Origin of the sequence: Curtobacterium sp. PhB115 (assembly GCF_003752025.1) — a bacterium.
Taxonomy (GTDB): Bacteria; Actinomycetota; Actinomycetes; order Actinomycetales; family Microbacteriaceae; genus Curtobacterium.
In genome coordinates this window covers 229,566-246,252 of sequence record NZ_RJKR01000008.1, presented here as the reverse complement: position 1 = coordinate 246,252, position 16,687 = coordinate 229,566, and the positions used below count along the sequence as shown (strand labels likewise).

17 protein-coding genes are annotated in these 16,687 nt (G+C 71.8%); 7 read left to right on the top strand and 10 right to left on the bottom strand.

Annotation, left to right across the window (positions count from 1 at the left end; all coding sequences use genetic code 11):
- Positions 1-30 precede the first annotated feature (30 nt).
- Positions 31-498: an MSMEG_6728 family protein gene (locus EDF19_RS12690; RefSeq protein ID WP_123681236.1), complete on the top strand. Its 468-nt coding sequence runs from the start codon at positions 31-33 to the stop codon at positions 496-498.
- Positions 499-502: 4 nt separating this feature from the next.
- Here EDF19_RS12690 and EDF19_RS12685 read toward each other — a convergent pair whose 3' ends face one another.
- From EDF19_RS12685 to EDF19_RS12655, 7 genes are all read right to left on the bottom strand, one after another.
- Positions 503-793, bottom strand: coding sequence for a hypothetical protein (locus EDF19_RS12685; RefSeq protein WP_123681235.1), 291 nt, complete (start codon positions 791-793; stop codon positions 503-505).
- A gap of 238 nt (positions 794-1,031) precedes the next feature.
- Positions 1,032-1,298 carry a hypothetical protein gene (locus EDF19_RS12680; RefSeq protein ID WP_148071099.1) on the bottom strand — a complete coding sequence of 89 codons (267 nt, stop codon included), beginning with the start codon at positions 1,296-1,298 and terminating at the stop codon, positions 1,032-1,034.
- Between the two features lie 79 nt (positions 1,299-1,377).
- A complete protein-coding gene (locus tag EDF19_RS12675; protein WP_123681233.1) occupies positions 1,378-2,553 on the bottom strand; it encodes a cysteine desulfurase family protein in 1,176 nt (391 codons plus the stop codon).
- 2 nt (positions 2,554-2,555) lie between these two features.
- Complete coding sequence (nadC, locus tag EDF19_RS12670; protein WP_123681232.1) at positions 2,556-3,434, bottom strand: carboxylating nicotinate-nucleotide diphosphorylase; 879 nt, start codon at positions 3,432-3,434, stop codon at positions 2,556-2,558.
- Entirely contained in the window at positions 3,431-5,089 is a 1,659-nt protein-coding gene (gene nadB / locus EDF19_RS12665; protein WP_123681231.1) for an L-aspartate oxidase, read from the bottom strand. The genes nadC and nadB overlap by 4 nt, the downstream gene beginning before the upstream one ends.
- 32 nt (positions 5,090-5,121) lie before the next feature.
- Entirely contained in the window at positions 5,122-6,393 is a 1,272-nt protein-coding gene (nadA, locus tag EDF19_RS12660) for a quinolinate synthase NadA (protein ID WP_123681230.1), read from the bottom strand.
- An 8-nt stretch (positions 6,394-6,401) separates the two neighbouring features.
- Positions 6,402-7,100 carry an NrtR DNA-binding winged helix domain-containing protein gene (locus EDF19_RS12655; protein WP_123681229.1) on the bottom strand — a complete coding sequence of 233 codons (699 nt, stop codon included), beginning with the start codon at positions 7,098-7,100 and terminating at the stop codon, positions 6,402-6,404.
- A 142-nt stretch (positions 7,101-7,242) separates the two neighbouring features.
- Here EDF19_RS12655 and EDF19_RS12650 point away from each other — a divergent pair, with 142 nt between their 5' ends.
- The 3 genes from EDF19_RS12650 (at position 7,243) to EDF19_RS12640 (ending at position 10,440) form a co-directional block, all read left to right on the top strand.
- Entirely contained in the window at positions 7,243-7,524 is a 282-nt protein-coding gene (locus EDF19_RS12650) for an acylphosphatase (RefSeq protein WP_260217152.1), read from the top strand.
- A gap of 143 nt (positions 7,525-7,667) precedes the next feature.
- Complete coding sequence (locus tag EDF19_RS12645; RefSeq protein WP_123681227.1) at positions 7,668-9,149, top strand: MDR family MFS transporter; 1,482 nt, start codon at positions 7,668-7,670, stop codon at positions 9,147-9,149.
- 43 nt (positions 9,150-9,192) lie between these two features.
- On the top strand, positions 9,193-10,440 hold the full coding sequence (locus EDF19_RS12640) for an FAD-binding protein (protein WP_123681226.1): 1,248 nt from the start codon (positions 9,193-9,195) through the stop codon (positions 10,438-10,440).
- A 112-nt stretch (positions 10,441-10,552) separates the two neighbouring features.
- On the opposite strand, the gene EDF19_RS12635 is transcribed toward EDF19_RS12640, so the two are convergent.
- Positions 10,553-11,047: a 2'-5' RNA ligase family protein gene (locus EDF19_RS12635; protein WP_123681225.1), complete on the bottom strand. Its 495-nt coding sequence runs from the start codon at positions 11,045-11,047 to the stop codon at positions 10,553-10,555.
- 137 nt (positions 11,048-11,184) lie between these two features.
- On the opposite strand from EDF19_RS12635, the gene EDF19_RS12630 reads away from it, so the two are divergent.
- The 3 genes from EDF19_RS12630 to EDF19_RS12620 are packed head-to-tail and all read left to right on the top strand — an operon-like array spanning position 11,185 to position 13,891.
- Entirely contained in the window at positions 11,185-12,141 is a 957-nt protein-coding gene (locus EDF19_RS12630; RefSeq protein WP_123681224.1) for a MetQ/NlpA family ABC transporter substrate-binding protein, read from the top strand.
- The gene (locus tag EDF19_RS12625) at positions 12,141-13,223 is read left to right on the top strand and encodes a methionine ABC transporter ATP-binding protein (RefSeq protein ID WP_123681223.1); all 1,083 of its coding nucleotides are present in this window, start codon (positions 12,141-12,143) and stop codon (positions 13,221-13,223) included. The genes EDF19_RS12630 and EDF19_RS12625 overlap by 1 nt, the downstream gene beginning before the upstream one ends.
- A 50-nt stretch (positions 13,224-13,273) precedes the next feature.
- Positions 13,274-13,891 (top strand): methionine ABC transporter permease, encoded by a 618-nt coding sequence (locus EDF19_RS12620; RefSeq protein ID WP_123681305.1) that lies wholly within the window; start codon positions 13,274-13,276, stop codon positions 13,889-13,891.
- A gap of 393 nt (positions 13,892-14,284) precedes the next feature.
- Here EDF19_RS12620 and EDF19_RS12615 read toward each other — a convergent pair whose 3' ends face one another.
- Together EDF19_RS12615 and EDF19_RS12610 are read right to left on the bottom strand one after the other, a co-directional pair.
- Positions 14,285-15,061: an endonuclease/exonuclease/phosphatase family protein gene (locus EDF19_RS12615; RefSeq protein ID WP_123681222.1), complete on the bottom strand. Its 777-nt coding sequence runs from the start codon at positions 15,059-15,061 to the stop codon at positions 14,285-14,287.
- Between the two features lie 133 nt (positions 15,062-15,194).
- Positions 15,195-16,628, bottom strand: a complete 1,434-nt coding sequence (locus tag EDF19_RS12610; protein WP_221180665.1) for an MFS transporter — start codon at positions 16,626-16,628, stop codon at positions 15,195-15,197.
- Positions 16,629-16,687: the final 59 nt, after the last annotated feature.

Genomic DNA, 16,687 nt, shown 5'->3' with positions numbered 1-16,687 from the left:
TGCCAGTGCCGTCGGCGTACCGTCCGCGCCATGCAGACCTTCCTGCCGTACGCGGACTTCCGGGCCTCGGCCGAGAGCCTCGACGACCGGCGACTCGGCAAGCAGCGGGTCGAGACGCTGCAGGTGATGCGGGCGCTGACCCTGCCGGGGTACGGCTGGCAGCACCACCCGGTGACGGCGATGTGGCGCGGCTACCGACCGGCGCTGATGTCGTACCAGGACGCGACGTGCCGGGTGTGGCTCGAACGCGGGCACGTCGACACCTGCCTGGAGAAGACCCTGCTCGACCTGGGGCGGGTGCCGGAGGACCTCGCGGCGTACGAGCGCGGCGACGTGCCGCTCCCGCCGTGGAACGACGACGAGGCCCTGCACGAGTCGCATCGGTCGAAGCTGGTGCAGAAGGCGCCGGAGCACTACCGCGAGCTGTTCCCGGACGCGCCCGACGACCTGGACTACCTCTGGCCGGGCACCCCGGAGCCGGCGACCCGCACCACCTGACGGGTCAGGCGACCGGGATCCACCGTGCTCCTTCGCGCCGGGTGACGACGTCGGAGCGGATCTCGACCACGTCGCGCAGTCCGAGGACCGTGGCGTCGCGGACGTGTGCGGCCGTGGCGTCGTCCTCGGCCTCGAAGCGGACGACCGCGCACGGGACCCCTCGGAGCAGCCGGACGTCCTGCGCCTCGACGACGGCGTGGCCGCTGACGAGTCTCGCGGCCGCCGGCAGGACCGCGTCGGGCGCCGTGCCCGCGGCGAGCGCACCGACGGCGATGGTCACACGGTACGAGGGCATGCAACGACGCTAGCGCGGATGCCGGCGCGGATGGGGAGCACCGGGAACCCGCCGTGGGCTGCAGGGGAACGGACGTCGTTCAGGGGTCGACGTCGGCCCACGGCGGGTCGCGGTGTGCGGCGGGACACGACGACAGGGGAACGTCGCGCCCCGCGCCGGACGTCGATCAGGGGGTCGGCGTCCGGTCTGGTGCACCGCCCGGTCCCCTGAGCGGGGAGGATCCGGACGGTGGTGGACCTCAAGGGTGTTCGGTGTCCTCTCGGTACCGGTCCGTCTCGATCGGTGCGGGCATCGATCGTCGATCGGCGGCGGGTCGGATCATGGGGAGCAGGGCACTCCCGACGGTCGCGAGGGCACCGACGACGGCGATGAGCCCGAGCGGGGCGGTGCCGAGGTCGTGCTGCGCAGCCAGGGCGAGCGCGACGAGGGTCGCGGGAGCGGGGAGGAGCTGCACCGCTCGGAAGCGGTCGTCCCGTCCTGCCCGAGTCACCATCACGTTTGCCATGTGAACACTCTGACGCAGATTTCGTGTCCGCAGAAGGGGGGACACGTACCCAGAGATGGAGTAGAACGTCTAGTACACCCTAGCCGAGTGCGCGGACGGTCTCGACGGCATCGGCGACGGCCCTCACGACGACCGCGGCGTCCGACGGCTGCAGCCCGGCGTCGAAGGTCAGGCGCAGCGCGGTCCGGGCGACGTCCTCCGGGATCCCGAGCGCGGTGAGCACGTGCGACGCCTCGGTGCTGCCCGCGGCGCAGGCGCTCCCGGAGGACGAGACCACGTCCCGCTGCTCCAGCTCGAGCAGCACGGTCTCACCGTTGACACCGGGGAAGCAGAACGACGCGTGCCCGGGGAGCCGGTGCTCCCGCGACCCGGTGACGAACGCCCCGGGGACGGCGGCGAGCACCCCGTCGAGCACGGCGTCACGGACGGCGGACGCGCGCGACACCGCGCCGGCCGCACCAGCCGCGCCGGCCGCACCAGCCGCGCCGGCACCGCCGGACGACACGAGCCCGAGCGCCGTCGCGACCGCCACGGCACCGGCGACGTCCTCGGTGCCCGATCGTCGTCCGCGCTCCTGTCCCCCACCGTGCAGCAGCGGTTCGACGCGCACCCCGGCCCGGACCGCGAGCACCCCCGTGCCCTTCGGCGCCCCGAGCTTGTGGCCGGACAGGGACAGCGCGTCGACCCCGAGCACGTCGAGCCCGACGGGCAGCCACGGCGCGGACTGCACCGCGTCGGTGTGGAAGCGGGCTCCGACCTCGTGCGCGACCGCGGCGAGCGCCGGGATGTCCTGCACCGTCCCGATCTCGTTGTCGGCATGGGCGACGGAGACGAGCGTGGTGTCGGGCCGGAGCGCGTCGCGCAGCACCGCCGGGTCGACGCGGCCGTCCGGCGAGACCGGCAGCACCGTGACGTCGAAGTCGTGGAACCGAGCGAGGTACGCGCAGCTCTCCAGGACCGCCTCGTGTTCGATCGCGCTCGTCACGACGTGGCGTCCGCGCGGCTCGGCGAGGGCGATGCCCTTCACCGCGGTGTTCGCTCCCTCGGTGCCCCCGGTGGTGAAGACGACCTCGGCCGGTCGGCAGCCGAGGACCTCCGCGACCTGCTTCCGTGCGGCGGCGAGCCCGCGCGCGGCTTCGTCGCCGACGCCGTGGGTCGACGAGGGGTTGCCGAAGACTCCCGTGAGGTACGGCCACATCGCCTCGAGCACTTCGCGGCGGACGGGCGTGGTGGCCGCCCGGTCCAGGTAGAACACGCTCAGTCCCCGGCTGCCACCGCGACGTCGAGCCCGAGGTCGAGCGCGCGCGCCGAGTGCGTCAGCGCCCCGACCGAGATGACGTCGACCCCGGTGGCCGCGATCGCCGCGACGGTGTCGAGGGACACCCCGCCGGACGCCTCGACGAGCGCCCGCCCGGCCACGATGCCGACGCCGGTCTCGAGCTCGGTGGTGGTGAAGTTGTCGAGCATGATCGTGTCGACGCCCGCGGCGACCACCGGTTCGATCTGGTCGATGCGGTCGACCTCGACCTCGACGTGCACGGTGTGCCCGAGGCGCTTCCGGGCGGCCGTGATCGCCGTCCCGATCGGGGTGCCGCCGGCGAGCAGGACCGCGAGGTGGTTGTCCTTCGCGAGCACCGCGTCGGAGAGCGACGTGCGGTGGTTCTGCCCGCCGCCACACCGCACCGCGTACCGCTCGATCGCACGGAGGCCCGGGGTCGTCTTCCGGGTGTCGACGATCCGCGCGCGGGTGCCCTCGACCGCGGCGACGTACGCCGCGGTCGCGGTCGCGATGCCGGACATCCGCTGCACCAGGTTGAGGGCGACGCGCTCGGCACGGAGCACCGCACGCGCCGGACCCGTCACGGTGGCGAGGGCGTCTCCGGCGGCGAACGTCGTCCCGTCCGCTGCGTGCACGACCGCCGTGATGGACGGGTCGACGGTGTGCATGACGGCGACGAACACCGCACCGCCGCTCAGCACGCCGGGCTCACGCGCCGCGAGCGTCGCCGTCGCGGTCGCGTCGGCGGGGATGAGGGTCTCGCTGGTGACGTCGCCCCAGGGCGCGTCCTCCTCCAGTGCGGTGACGATGACCCGGCGCAGGGCGTGCGGCGGGATGGTTCCGGGGTCGATTGTCATGCGGGTACCTCCTGCGGGACGACAGCGGGTTCGTCGACGTGTTCGTCGACGGGCTCGTCGACGGGTGCGGCGACCCAGGCGTACGAGGCCCGGGCTGCGGGGTCGGTGTCGGGGTGGTCGGTGCGGGCGTGCGCACCACGGGACTCGGTGCGGGTCTCGGCCGCGAGCGCCACGAGCCGTGCCAGGTCGAGCAGGGCACGGTCCTCGTGCTCGCGGACGCCTCCGGTGGGCGCGGTCGTCAGCGCGGCGAGCTCGCGTCGCGCGCTCGCCAGTCCGGCTGCGTCTCGCAGCAGGCCGACGCGGTCCGTCATGACGGACTGGACCGCCTGACGGACGTCGGCGGTCGGGTCACGGCGATCCGTGCCTCCAGGCCAGGTCTGACCGGGGGAGGCGCGGATCACGTCCGCCGCGCGGGGAACGCTGGTCACGTCGAGGTCTGCGTTCCCCCGCAGGCGGAGCAGGCCGGGTCTGGGCCCGGCGACCGCGTCCGCTGCGCGGACCGCGAAGACGAGTCCCTCGAGCAGGGAGTTCGAGGCCAGGCGGTTCGCTCCGTGGACGCCGGTGCAGGCGGCCTCGCCGATCGCGAGGAGTCCTGGCAGGCTGGTGCGCCCCTCGGCGTCGGTGGCGATGCCGCCCATCGAGTAGTGCGCGGCCGGTGCGACGGGCACGCCCTGGCGGGTCCACTCGAACCCGGCGGCACGGGTGGCGCGGGTGAGTCCGGGGAAGCGGCGGGTCAGGCGGTCGGCGCCGAGGCCGGTCGCGTCGAGGAGCACGGGTGCGCCGTCCTGTTCCCGCATGGCGGCGGCGATGCCGCGGGCGACGACGTCGCGCGGGGCGAGTTCGGCGTCGGGGTGCACCGCCGTCATGAAGCGTCGACCGGCTGCGTCGCGGAGCACGGCGCCCTCGCCACGGACGGCCTCGGAGACGAGACCACCACCGGGGACCGCGAGCCGGGTCGGGTGGAACTGCACGAACTCCAGGTCGGCGACGACCGCTCCGGCGCGCCATGCGGCGGCGATCCCGTCACCGGTGGCGACGAGCGGGTTGGTGGTCTCGCGGTACAGGTGCCCCGCTCCCCCGGAGGCGATCACGACGGCGTCGGCGTCGATGCGGCGGGGTTCGCCGAGCAGGTCGAGCACGTCGACACCGACGACCGCGCCGTCACGGACGACGAGGTCGGTCAGGCAGGTGCGCTCCAGGATCGTGACGTGCTGGCGGTGCAGGGCGGCGATGAGGGTGTGCTCGATCGCCGCACCCGTCGCGTCACCGTCGGCGTGGACGACCCGCCAGCGACCGTGTGCGGCCTCACGACCGCGGGCGAGGTCGTCGCCGTACCGGTCGAGGGACGCCGGGTCGGTGGAGCGGTCGAACGGCACCCCGAGGGCGAGCAGGTCGCGGACGCGGGCGGGCCCGTCGGTGCAGAGGACCTCCACCGCGCGGGCGTCGGCGCTGCCGGCCGCCGCGACGTGGGTGTCCGCCTGGTGGAGCGCTGCGGAGTCGTCGGCGCCGAGCGCGACGGCGACACCGCCCTGGGCGTACGCGGTGGCGCTGTCGGCGAGCGCGCCCTTCGTCACCAGGGTGACGTCGTGGCGGGCACTCGCGCGGATCGCTGCGGTCAGCCCGGCGATGCCGGACCCCACGATGACGACGTGCACGGTGGTCTCCCTCGGTCGTTCGGGCTCGCGGGTCAGGCTCGGGGCTTCGCGGCGAGCATCCGCTCGAGCGCGACCTTGGCGTCGGCCTGCACGTCGGCGGGCACGACGATCTCGTTGAGGACCTCGCCGCGGACGAGCGCCTCGAGCACCCACGCCAGGTAGCCCGGGTGGATCCGGTACATCGTCGAGCACGGGCAGACGACCGGGTCGAGGCAGAAGATCGTGTGCTGCGGGTACTCGGCGGCGAGCCGGTTCACCATGTTGATCTCGGTGCCGATCGCGAACGTCGTGGGCTCGGTGGCCGCCGCGACGGTCTTCCGGATCAGGTCGGTGCTGCCGGCGTGGTCGGCGGCGTCGACGACCGCCATCGGGCACTCCGGGTGCACGATGACCTGCACGCCCGGGTGCTCACGGCGAGCCTGGTCGATCTGGTCGACCGTGAAGCGGCGGTGCACCGAGCAGAAGCCGTGCCAGAGGATGACCTTCGCGGCCACGAGTTCGTCGGCGCTGTTGCCACCTCCGGGCAGCCGGGGGTTCCACATCGGCATCAGGTCGGTGCTGATCCCCATGGCCTTCGCGGTGTTGCGGCCGAGGTGCTGGTCCGGGAAGAACAGCACGCGCTGCCCCCGCTCGAACGCCCACTCGAGGACCGTCGCCGCGTTCGAGCTGGTGCAGACGATGCCGCCGTTGCGCCCGCAGAACGCCTTGAGGTCGGCCGCGGAGTTCATGTAGGTGACGGGGATGACCGGCACCCGGCCGTCGGCGTCGGGCTCGGTGCCGTAGACGGCGGTGAGCTCGGCCCACGCCGCCTCGACGCTGTCGATGTCGGCCATGTCCGCCATCGAGCAGCCGGCGGCGAGGTTCGGCAGGATGACGCGCTGGTCGTCGCGGGCCAGGATGTCCGCCGTCTCGGCCATGAAGTGCACGCCGCAGAACACGATGGCCTCGGCGTCGGGCTTCGTCAGGGCGGCGTTCGCGAGCTGGAACGAGTCACCGAGGAAGTCCGCGTGCCGGACGACCTCGTCGCGCTGGTAGAAGTGCCCGAGGACGACGACCCGGTCGCCGAGCGTGGCCTTCGCGCGCTCGATGCGCTCGTGCAGCTCGTCGGTGGGGGCCGTCTTGTACTCGTCGGGCAGCACGCCCTGGCGCGGGGCGCTCGTCGGGATGACGTCGGTCATCGAGGAGCCGGGGCCGTAGCCGGGGCGGGAGTCGAAGTCCCACGTGGGCATCGCGAGGTCGGGCGTGCAGGTGCTGCCGCCGGCCTGGCCGTTGGAGATGAGTTCGATCGTCGTCGCGATGGACACGGTGGTTCCTATCGAGTGGGCTGCGTGGTGCTGGTGGAGAGCGGGCCGTTGTCGGCGTACGCCAGGTCGGGGTTCGAGCGGTACAGCCGAGCCGGACGGTGCCGACCCCCGCTCGTGGTCTCGTCGGTCGGCAGGATCGCGTCGGTCTTCTCGACCTGCCGGCGGAAGTTCGCGGGGTCGAGCGCACGCCCGAGCACCGCCTCGTACACCCCGCGGAGTTCGGCGAGGGTGAACCGGTCCCCCAGGAACGCCTGCGCGATCCGGGAGTACGACATCTTGTTGCGGAGGCGCCAGAGCGCGTACTCGACGATGCGGTCGTGGTCGAAGGCGAGCGGCGGGTGCTCGTCGGCCAGGAACCAGCGGACGTTCCAGTCGTCGGGGACGACGTTCGCCTCGTCCGGGTGCACGAGCGCCCAGTACACGATCGACACGACCCGACTCGGGGACCGGCCGACGTCGCCGAAGGCGTAGAGCTGCTCGAGGTACCGCGGCTGCACGTTCGTCGTCTCGCGCAGTCGTGCGGCGGCGGAGTCGTCGAGTCCCTCGTCCGGGCGAACCCATCCGCCGGGCAGCGCCCAGGATCCCTCGAACGGTTCGGCCACACGACGGACGAGCGGCATCCACAGCGCCGGGGCCCCGGTGTCGGGGTGCGGCCGCAGCGCGACGATCACGGTCGAGACCGCGACGCGGATGGCTGGATCGTCCATGTCTACCGTTGCCCGTACTTCGTGTCATGTTGACCCGAAGTGTTCGGGTTGCAATGACACTATCACCGAGCGTCACGAACCGGAAACAGATCGTCACGGGACCGAAAACTCCGGACCGTCCGGCCTGGATAGCGTGAGCGGCATGACAACGGTGACGAGGATGCATGCCGTGGTGTCGGGGACCGTCCAAGGGGTCGGCTTCCGGTACTGGACCGCACGGAAGGCCGACGGACTCGATCTCGTCGGGTACGCCAGGAACCTGTTCGACGGCACCGTCGAAGTCGAGGCCGAGGGGCCGTCACCCGCCGTGGACTCCCTGATGGAGTGCCTGCGGACCGGCCCACCCTCGGCCACCGTGACCGACGTGGAGATGCGGCCGGTCGTCCCGCACGGCGACGCCGAGGGCTTTGCGATCCTGCACTGAGCCAGCTGCGGCGAGGTCGCGCCGACTGTGCACCCGCGGATGTCGGCGCGGCGCGGAATAATCGAATCCACTCAGGCGGTTGCCCTGTCTGCGCGTTCCGCGCCCCCTCGTTCCACCAGTCGTGATCCACCAGGAGCCCCCGCATGACCCAGGCCGTCGATTCCGCACCCCGCACGGGCAGTGTGTCGCAGCCGACCGCTGCCGAGACCCGACTCGTGATCGGGCTGCTGCTCGTCTCCGCGTTCGTCGTCATCCTGAACGAGACGATCATGGGCGTGGCGCTGCCGCGGCTCATGGACGACCTCGACATCAGCGCCGCGACCGGCCAGTGGCTCACCACCGGCTTCCTGCTCACGATGGCCGTCGTCATCCCGATCACCGGCTTCCTGCTGCAGCGGTTCAACACCCGCCCCGTCTTCATCTGGGCGATGGGCCTGTTCTCAGCCGGCACCCTGATCGCGCTGCTCGCGCCCGGGTTCACGCTGCTGCTCGTCGGCCGCATCGTGCAGGCGAGCGGCACGGCGATCATGATGCCGCTCCTGATGACGACGGTGCTCACCCTGGTCGAGCCGGCCCACCGTGGCCGCATCATGGGCAACATCTCGATCGTCATCTCGGTCGCGCCGGCCATCGGTCCGACGATCTCCGGACTCATCCTCAACGCCTTCGACTGGCGCTGGCTGTTCGGCTTCGTCCTGCCGATCGCGATCGCCGCGCTCATCCTCGGCATGCTCAAGGTCCGCAACGTCTCGACGCCCCGCCGGGCACCGCTCGACGTGTTCTCGGTGATCCTGTCCGCGTTCGCGTTCGGTGGGATCGTCTACGGCCTGTCCAGCATCGGCGAGGCCGGCACCACCGGCCTGTTCGTCCCGGTCACCGCGCTCGTCGTCGGTGCCGTCGCCCTGACGGTCTTCATCCTCCGTCAGACCCGACTGCAGCGCACCGACAGCGCCCTGCTCGACCTGCGCACCTTCCAGACCCGCGGCTTCACCGTCCCGATCGTCGCGATGGCGCTGAGCTTCATGGCGATGTTCGGCACGCTGATCCTGCTGCCGATCTACCTCGAGCGGGTCCTCGGGCTCGAAGTCCTGAACGTCGGCCTGCTGCTGCTCCCCGGCGGCCTGCTGATGGGGCTGCTGTCCCCCGTCGTCGGCCGTGTCTACGACCGTCGTGGTCCGCGGGTGCTGCTGATCCCGGGCTCGATCATCGTCAGCGCCGTGCTCTGGGCGCTCTCCACCGTCGGCGTGGACACCAGCGTGTGGTTCGTCCTCGGCGCGCACGTCGTGCTGAGCATCGGCCTGGCCCTGACCTTCACCCCACTGTTCACCGCCGCACTCGGTGGCCTGCCGCCGAAGCTGTACTCGCACGGCAGCGCGGTCCTCGGTACGGCACAGCAGCTCGCCGGTGCCGCCGGCACGGCGCTGTTCGTCACGCTGCTGACGATCGGCGCGGCGACGGCGGCGACCGGAGCCGGAGCGGACGCCGTGGCCGCTGCGACGGCCTCCGGTGTGAAGACGGCATTCCTCGTCGGCGCGATCATCTCGCTGTTCGGGATCCTGGCGTCGGTGTTCGTCACGCGTCCGGCCGTGCCCGAGGGTGCGCCGACTCCCCCGCCCGTGCACTGAGCCCCCGGTGCCGCCCACTGCCCGACGTGGCATCGTGGGCGGCATGCGGTCGACGGCGAGCGAACTCAACTGGTCCGGCACGCTCACCTACACGGCAGAGCGGATCGTCCGACCGGGCACCGTCGCCGAGGCCGCCGAGATCGTCGCCGGAGCACCACGGGTGCACGGGCTCGGCACCCGGCACTCGTTCAACGACGTCGCCGACGGCCCCGGCGTGCTGCTCGACCTCACCGGGATCCCGACGGACCTGGTGATCGACGCCGACGACCGGACGGCGACGCTCGGTGCCGGCACCCGGTACGGCGTCGTCGCCCCGGACATCGACCGCGCCGGGTTCGCCCTGCACAACATGGGGTCCCTGCCGCACATCTCCGTGGGGGGCGCCGTCGCCACCGGCACCCACGGCTCCGGGACGACGCTCGGCTCACTGTCCGCCGCCGTCCGGTCGTTCGAGATGCTCGGGCCGGACGGCTCCCTCCGCACCCTCGACCGCACCGACCCGGCGTTCCCCGGCACCGTCCTGCACCTCGGGCTGTTCGGGATCGTCACCCGCGTCACGCTCGACCTCGAGCCCACGTACCGGATGCGACAGGACTCCTACGGCCCGTTCCCGTGGAGCACGTTCACCGACCACGTCGCCGACATCCACGGCGCCGGGTACTCGGTCTGCTCGTACACGGTGTTCGGGGACGAGATCAGCGAGGTGCTCGTGAAGACCCGGCTCCCCGCGGGCGCGGACGACGCCGATGCCCCCGACGAGCTGTTCGGCGCGCCCCGGCTGCCGGGCTCCCCCGGCGACGGCCACCACACCGCACGGGACGGGTCGGTCGGACCGTGGTGGGACCGACTGCCGCACTTCCCGATCGAGTCCGTGCCGAGCCACGGGTCCGAGGTGCAGAGCGAGCACTTCGTCCCGATCCGGCACGCGGCGGCCGCGCTCGACGCCCTGCGCGGACTCGCCGACCGGATCCAGCCGCACCTGCACGTGTGCGAGCTGCGGACGATGGCCGCCGACCCGTTCTGGCTCAGCCCGACCCAGGGCGAGGACGTGCTCTGCATCGCCTTCACCTGGAAGAAGCACCCGGAGGCGGTCGCCGCGCTGCTGCCGGACCTCGAGGCACGGCTGGCCCCGTTCGACGGCCGCCCCCACTGGGGGAAGATGAGTTCCCTCGACGGCGACGCGATCGCAGCGCTGTACCCGCGGGTGGCGGACGTCCGTGCGCTGATCGCACGAGCCGACCCGGACCGGACGTTCGCATCCGCGTTCGGCGAGCGGGTCCTGCGGGCCTGACCCGCACCTCCAGGCCGGCCCTGCCGCGCCCCTGCGCCCCTGCGCCCCCTGCGCCCCTGGACCAGCGCAACCGCGCCGACCGGGAGGCCCGGTGCCGGTCCGCAAGGGCGCGTCAGCGCAGGCGGGTGACCACCTTCGCATCCCCGTCCCAGTGACGGAGACCGGCTACGGTGAGTACCTCGGGCAGGGGTGCGTCGGCCGTCAGGACCCGGAGCGCCGCGGGCAGGTCGACGTCGCGGATGCGCCGAGCGAGCGTGACGTGCGGCGCCCACCGGCCGGGCAGCGACGAGTCGACCGATCCCGGAGCGGCGGCGTCGACCGCGCGGTGGAAGCGGGCGAGTGGCTCGTCGATGACCACGCCGAGTCCGAGCACGTGCCGACCGGGTCCGGCGGGGAAGAGCAGGATGCCGGCGACGCGCAGGGTCTCCGGCACGGCGACGCCCAGGTCCGTCGGGACGGGCAGTGCCTCGCCGGCGACGAGCGTCACGTGCGGGTCGTTCGTACCCGAGTGTCCGAGGCTCGGCAGCTCCCCGGCGACGAGGGTCTGCCAGAGCGCCCGGACCGCCGCGTCCGACGGGCCGTCGAGGACGAGTTCGATGCTGCGCACCCGTCGGAGTCTGCCCGTGTCGCCTGCGTGTAACACGGCGGAACGCAACTCGCACCGGACGCTCGCTCCCGTCACACTCGACTCCACGCCGCGGACCACCGCGGCGCCCCCACAGCACCGCCCACGAGGAGCACCCCATGTCCGCAGCCCCCGCACTGCCCGAGAAGCCGAAGGGCAAGCGCCCGATCGGCTGGATCATCGCCGCCGTGATCGTCGTCGTCGCGATCGTCGTCGCCGTCATCGTCGGGGTCGTCCGCTCCGGGAGCAACGACGGCACCGGCGCAGCCGCCGGCGACGCCGCTCCGCAGACCGTGTCGATCGGTGTCTCGGACAAGTCGCTGCCGTACTGGGACACCTACGTGAAGGCCGCCAAGGAGCAGCTCAACGTCACCGTGAAGCTCCAGAACTTCTCCGACTACTCGCTGCCGAACCCTGCGCTCAAGGACAAGCAGATCGACATCAACCAGTTCCAGCACATCCAGTACCTGGCGAACTACAACGTCACCTCGGACGACGACCTGCAGCCGATCGGCGCGACCGCCGTCTACCCGCTGCCGCTGTACTCGACGAAGGTCTCCGACGTGGCGGACTTCAGCGACGGCGCGAAGATCGCGATCCCGAACGACGCCATCAACGAGGCACGTGCGCTCCTGGTCCTGCAGGCCGCCGACCTGCTCGAGCTCAAGGACGGCGGCAACGCGTTCTCGACCACCGCCGACATCACCTCGAAGAAGGTCGACGTGCAGACGCTCGACGCCTCGCAGACCGCGAACGCGCTGCAGCAGGGCTCCGTCGAGGGCGCCATCGTCAACGTGAACTACGCCACCTCGGCAGGGCTCGACACCAAGGACGCGATCTTCCAGGACGACCCGAAGAGCGCCTCCGCCGCCCCGTACGTGAACGTGTTCGCCGTGCGTGACGCCGACAAGGACAACAAGACGTACCTCGCCCTCGCGAAGCTGTTCCAGGACGACGCCGTGCAGAAGGTCTTCGCGAAGGACTACCCGGACGCCGTCCCGAGCGACGAGAGCGCTGCCGACCTGCAGAAGGAACTCGCCACGGTGCAGCAGGACGCGACGGCGGCAGCGAAGTAGTGCCGGTCCTCGTCGAACTCCGCGGCGTCTCGAAGCACTACCGCCGCGCCGACACCGGCGAGACCGTGGTGGCCGTCGAGGACGTCTCCCTGGACGTGCACCAGGGAGAGGTCCTCGGCGTCATCGGGTACTCCGGTGCCGGCAAGTCCACCCTGGTCCGGCTCGTGAACGCCCTCGAGCTCCCCTCGTCGGGCTCCGTCACCGTTGCCGGCAAGGAACTGACGGCGATCCCCGAGCGGGACCGCCGTCTGGCGCGTCGCAACATCGGGATGATCTTCCAGCAGTTCAACCTGTTCCGGTCCCGCACCATCGCCGGCAACGTCGCGTACCCGCTCAAGGTCGCCGGTGTCCCGAAGGACGAACGCGACCGCCGTGTCGCGGAGCTGCTCGACTTCGTCGGGCTCCTCGACCGTGCCTACGCGTACCCGGAGCAGCTGTCCGGTGGCCAGAAGCAGCGCGTCGGCATCGCCCGGGCACTCGCGGCGTCGCCCGACCTGCTGCTCGCCGACGAGGCCACCAGCGCCCTCGACCCGGAGACCACCTCCGAGGTCCTGGGACTGCTCCGTCGGGTGAACAAGGAGCTCGGCGTCACGATCATCGTCATCACGCACGAGATGGACGCCGTCCGGCAGATCGCCGACCGCGTCGCCGTGATGGAGCAGGGCCGCGTCGTCGAGGTCGGCGACGTGTACGACGTGTTCTCGGCGCCGAAGACGGGTGCGGCGCAGCGGTTCGTCCGCACCGCGCTGCACGACCGCCCGTCGGTCGACACGCTCGCTCGCCTGCGCGAACGCCACCCCGGACGCCTGGTGACCGTGCAGATCACCGACGAGGCCGGGCTGCAGAACCGGATCGACGCCGTGTTCCGGTCCGCCGGGGTCACCGCCGAGCTCGTCTACGGCGGGGTCGGGGAGATCCGTGAGCGGCGGATCGGGTCGTTGACGTACGAGCTGACGGCCGGCGGGGTCGCCGGCGGGGTCGCTGGTGCTGGTGCTGGTGCTGGTGCACCGGACGCCATCGACCGCGCCGTCGCTTCGCTCCGCGCCGACGGCGTCACGACCGACGAGGAGGCAGCAGCGTGAACAACTCGTTCCAGAGCGTGATCGACACGTTCGACGTCTTCCTCGCCGCCATGCGCGACACCATCGTGATGTCGCTCGTGTCGCTCGTCATCGCCGGCGTCATCGGGCTCGCCCTCGGGCTGCTGCTCTACGCGACCCGTCCGGGCAACCTGCTCGGCAACCGCACCGCGTACACGATCATCAACGTCGTCGTGAACCTGGTCCGCCCGATCCCGTTCGTGATCTTCCTCGCCGCCATCGCACCGCTGTCGCGCGTGGTGGTGCAGACCACGATCGGCGTGCCGGCGGTCACCTTCGCGATCTCGCTCGCGGCGGCGTTCGCGGTGTCGCGCATCGTCGAGCAGAACCTGCTCGCGGTGGACCCCGGCGTCGTCGAGGCGGCTCGCGCGTCAGGTGCGCACCCGGTCTCGATCCTGCTGACCGTGCTCATCCCCGAGGGCCTCGGACCGCTCATCCTCGGCTACACCTTCATCTACATCGGCATCGTCGACATGACGGCGCAGGGTGCGTTGATCGGTGGCGGTGGCCTCGGCGAGTACGCGATCACGTACGGCTCGCAGCGGTACGACTGGTGGATCGTCTACGTCTCGGTGGCTGCGATCGTGGTCATCGTGCAGCTCGGCCAGTTCGTCGGGAACCGTCTCGCGAGGGCGACCCTGCGTCGCTGACGCGGGGCGCGGGCGCGCCGCGCGCGGCGCGCGGCGCGCGGCGTGTGCTGCGACCTCGGCACGTCGCGGGCTCGCGACTCCCCGCTCGCGTCCGCCGAGTGGTCACGACGTGTCGCTCGGCGGAACGCTGGCCGACAGTTCGTGACCACGCGACGGCGGGCGCGGCGCGTTTCGTCGCCTCGCCATGTGCTGTGGCCGCAACCGTCTGGAGGCCCGGTGCCGGTACACGAGACCGGCACCGGGCCTCCAGTGCGTTGCCGGCTCCACCGGCGCGCCCAGCGTCGCCCGCCGAGCAGTCACGACTTCCCGCCGTCGCCCGCGGAGTGGTCACGACGTGTCGCCTGCCGGACCGCCGGCCGACACTTGCTGACCGCTCGACGACATGCCCGCGGGTCAGGCGGCCGGGGACTCCACGGTGGCGACGGTCCCGGTCGCGCCGGGGTGCTCGTAGTGCGCACGGACGAGGATCGGGCGGTGGTCGGAGATGCCCGCAGGCAGGGTCTCGACGCCGGCGATGTGCAGCCCGACGCTCGTCGCGAAGTCGAAGTGCCCGGTGAACTTGCGGTAGCGCAGGTACGTGGGCTGGTCGGACAGGGACAGCGCGAAGCCGTGCTGCTCGATCTTCCGGCGCAGGTTCGTCTGGAACCAGGGGTAGTTGAAGTCGCCGACCATGATCGCCGGGGCGTCCTTCGACAGGTCGCGGACGAACTGGTGCGCGGCCTCGATCTGCTTGCGGCGCAGGGAGTTCGTCGCGGTCAGCGGCGAGGCGTGGAACGAGGCGACGATGACCTCGGCGTCAGCCTCGTTGTCACGCAGGTGCATCGCGATGAGTCGCTCGTGCGCAGGGGCGAGGACGCGGTCGTGCAGGGACTTCTGCAGCGAGTGGATGCTGAAGTCCTGCACCTCGAAGCGGTCGTCGCGCTTGTAGATCGCGAGCCCGAGTCGGTTGGCGCGGGTGGACGCGGCGAGCGAGAGGCCGCCGATCGACGGCGCGAGGTCGTTGCTGTCGCACTCCTGCACACACAGGACGTCGGCATCCGAGGCCTCGGCCAGTGCGGCGAGCTCGCTGTTCGCGGTGTGCTCTCGGAGGTTGTAGCTGACGACCCGGAGGGCGGTCGGAGGCACGCCTGCGTCGGTGGCGATCGTGCTCTGCTGCTCTGGCGCGGCCATGCTGCCTTCCTGTCCGGGTGGTCCGGTCACCCTGCCGCGGCAACCGTACTCGGCGTCGGCAAACGGATGCTGAGACTGTAACGCCTGCCGGGTTTCGTGGGTGTGACCGTGTCGGAAACGGACAGCCCGCGGGTCAGGCGCGGACGCGCTTCCCGTCGGCGCGGACACGGCGGGCCGGCCGGACCGTGTCCCCTGCTGTGCGACTCATCAGGACACCTTCGACGCAGGCCACCACGAGGAGCGCCGCGATGACCCAGAACGCCGCCGTGTACGGGCCGTCGCCGCCGAGGCCGGAGGCTGCACGGATGACGACGGCTGCGACGGCGACCCCGAAGCCCGCCGCGGTCTGCTGCAGCGTCGACGACAGGGTGTTCGCCGGGGTCATGTCCGCCTGCTCGACGTCGGCGAAGGCGATGGTGTTGTAGGCGGTGAAGCCGACCGAGCGCGCGGCACCGCTCACCACGAGCAGCACGGCGAGCAGCCAGAACGGGGTGTCCTCGGTCATGAAGGCCATCGCGACGACGCTCGCGGCGGCCACGGCACTCGACACGATGATCACCGGCCGGTAACCGAACCAACGGAGGAACGGGGTCGTCATCGGCTTGATGCCGAGGTTGCCGACGAACACCCAGAGCACCGCGGACCCGGCGAGGACCGCGCTCCACCCCCATGCGTCCTGGAAGAGCAGCGGGAGCACGAAGGGCACGGCCGACACCGCGAGGCGGAACAGGCTGCCGCCGGCGTGCGACACCCGGAAGGTCTCGAGCCGGAACGCCTCGAGGCCCATGATCGGGTGCGGTGCCCGACGGAAGTGCCGGATGGCGAACCAGCAGCACACGGCGCCGACGACGCCGGACACGACGACCGCGGTCACCGGGATCGTGTCGAGCGCGAGCAGCGAGGCCATCACCACGAGGGAGCCGAGGCCGAAGCACGCGAGCAACGACCCGAACCAGTCGAACGGCACCCGTTGCGCCGCGCGCTCCTGCGGCACGAGCACGAGGGCAGCGACGAAGGCGACGATGCCGAGCGGGATGTTGATGAGGAAGATCCAGTGCCACGACAGGGTGTCCACGAGCACGCCGCCGACGAACGGGGCGATGATCGGTGCCGCGAGCGCCGGCCAGGTGAGGATCGCGATCGCCGTGACGAGCTGCTCGCGCCCCGCGCTCCGCAGCACGACGAGCCGGCCGACGGGCACCATGAGCGCGCCGCCGAGCCCCTGCAGGATGCGCCAGAGCGTCAGGTCGACGAGGCCGGTGGAGAGCGCGCAGAGCGCCGACGCGATCGTGAAGAGCGCGATGGCACCGGCGAAGACCGTGCGGGAGCCGATGCGGTCGGTCAGCCAGCCGGAGACCGGGATGAAGACGGCGAGGGTGACCAGGTAGGCGGTGATCGCGACGCCGACCGCGGCGGAGTCGACGCCGAGGTCGCGCCCCATCGCCGGCGCCGCGGTGGCGAGGATCGTGCCGTCGAGGAGCTCCATGAAGAAGGTGCCCGCCACGAGCACGGCGACCGCCGTGCTGCCCGCCCGTCGCCTGGATGTCGTCGTCATCGTCGTCGCCATGTCACATCAAATGCTATGCCCCAACCGACGTCGGTCCCGCGCCTTCCGAGCGCGCCTTT

Coding starts and splice junctions, on each gene's coding strand:
- EDF19_RS12630 (WP_123681224.1), top strand. CDS start 11,185: ATGTCCGCAGCCCCCGCACTGCCCGAGAAGCCGAAGGGCAAGCGCCCG.
- EDF19_RS12610 (WP_221180665.1), bottom strand. CDS start 16,628: ATGGCGACGACGATGACGACGACATCCAGGCGACGGGCGGGCAGCACG.
- EDF19_RS12620 (WP_123681305.1), top strand. CDS start 13,274: ATGCGCGACACCATCGTGATGTCGCTCGTGTCGCTCGTCATCGCCGGC.
- EDF19_RS12680 (WP_148071099.1), bottom strand. CDS start 1,298: ATGGCAAACGTGATGGTGACTCGGGCAGGACGGGACGACCGCTTCCGA.
- EDF19_RS12640 (WP_123681226.1), top strand. CDS start 9,193: ATGCGGTCGACGGCGAGCGAACTCAACTGGTCCGGCACGCTCACCTAC.
- EDF19_RS12650 (WP_260217152.1), top strand. CDS start 7,243: ATGACAACGGTGACGAGGATGCATGCCGTGGTGTCGGGGACCGTCCAA.
- EDF19_RS12690 (WP_123681236.1), top strand. CDS start 31: ATGCAGACCTTCCTGCCGTACGCGGACTTCCGGGCCTCGGCCGAGAGC.
- nadC (WP_123681232.1), bottom strand. CDS start 3,434: ATGACAATCGACCCCGGAACCATCCCGCCGCACGCCCTGCGCCGGGTC.
- EDF19_RS12645 (WP_123681227.1), top strand. CDS start 7,668: ATGACCCAGGCCGTCGATTCCGCACCCCGCACGGGCAGTGTGTCGCAG.
- EDF19_RS12655 (WP_123681229.1), bottom strand. CDS start 7,100: ATGGACGATCCAGCCATCCGCGTCGCGGTCTCGACCGTGATCGTCGCG.
- EDF19_RS12685 (WP_123681235.1), bottom strand. CDS start 793: ATGCCCTCGTACCGTGTGACCATCGCCGTCGGTGCGCTCGCCGCGGGC.
- EDF19_RS12615 (WP_123681222.1), bottom strand. CDS start 15,061: ATGGCCGCGCCAGAGCAGCAGAGCACGATCGCCACCGACGCAGGCGTG.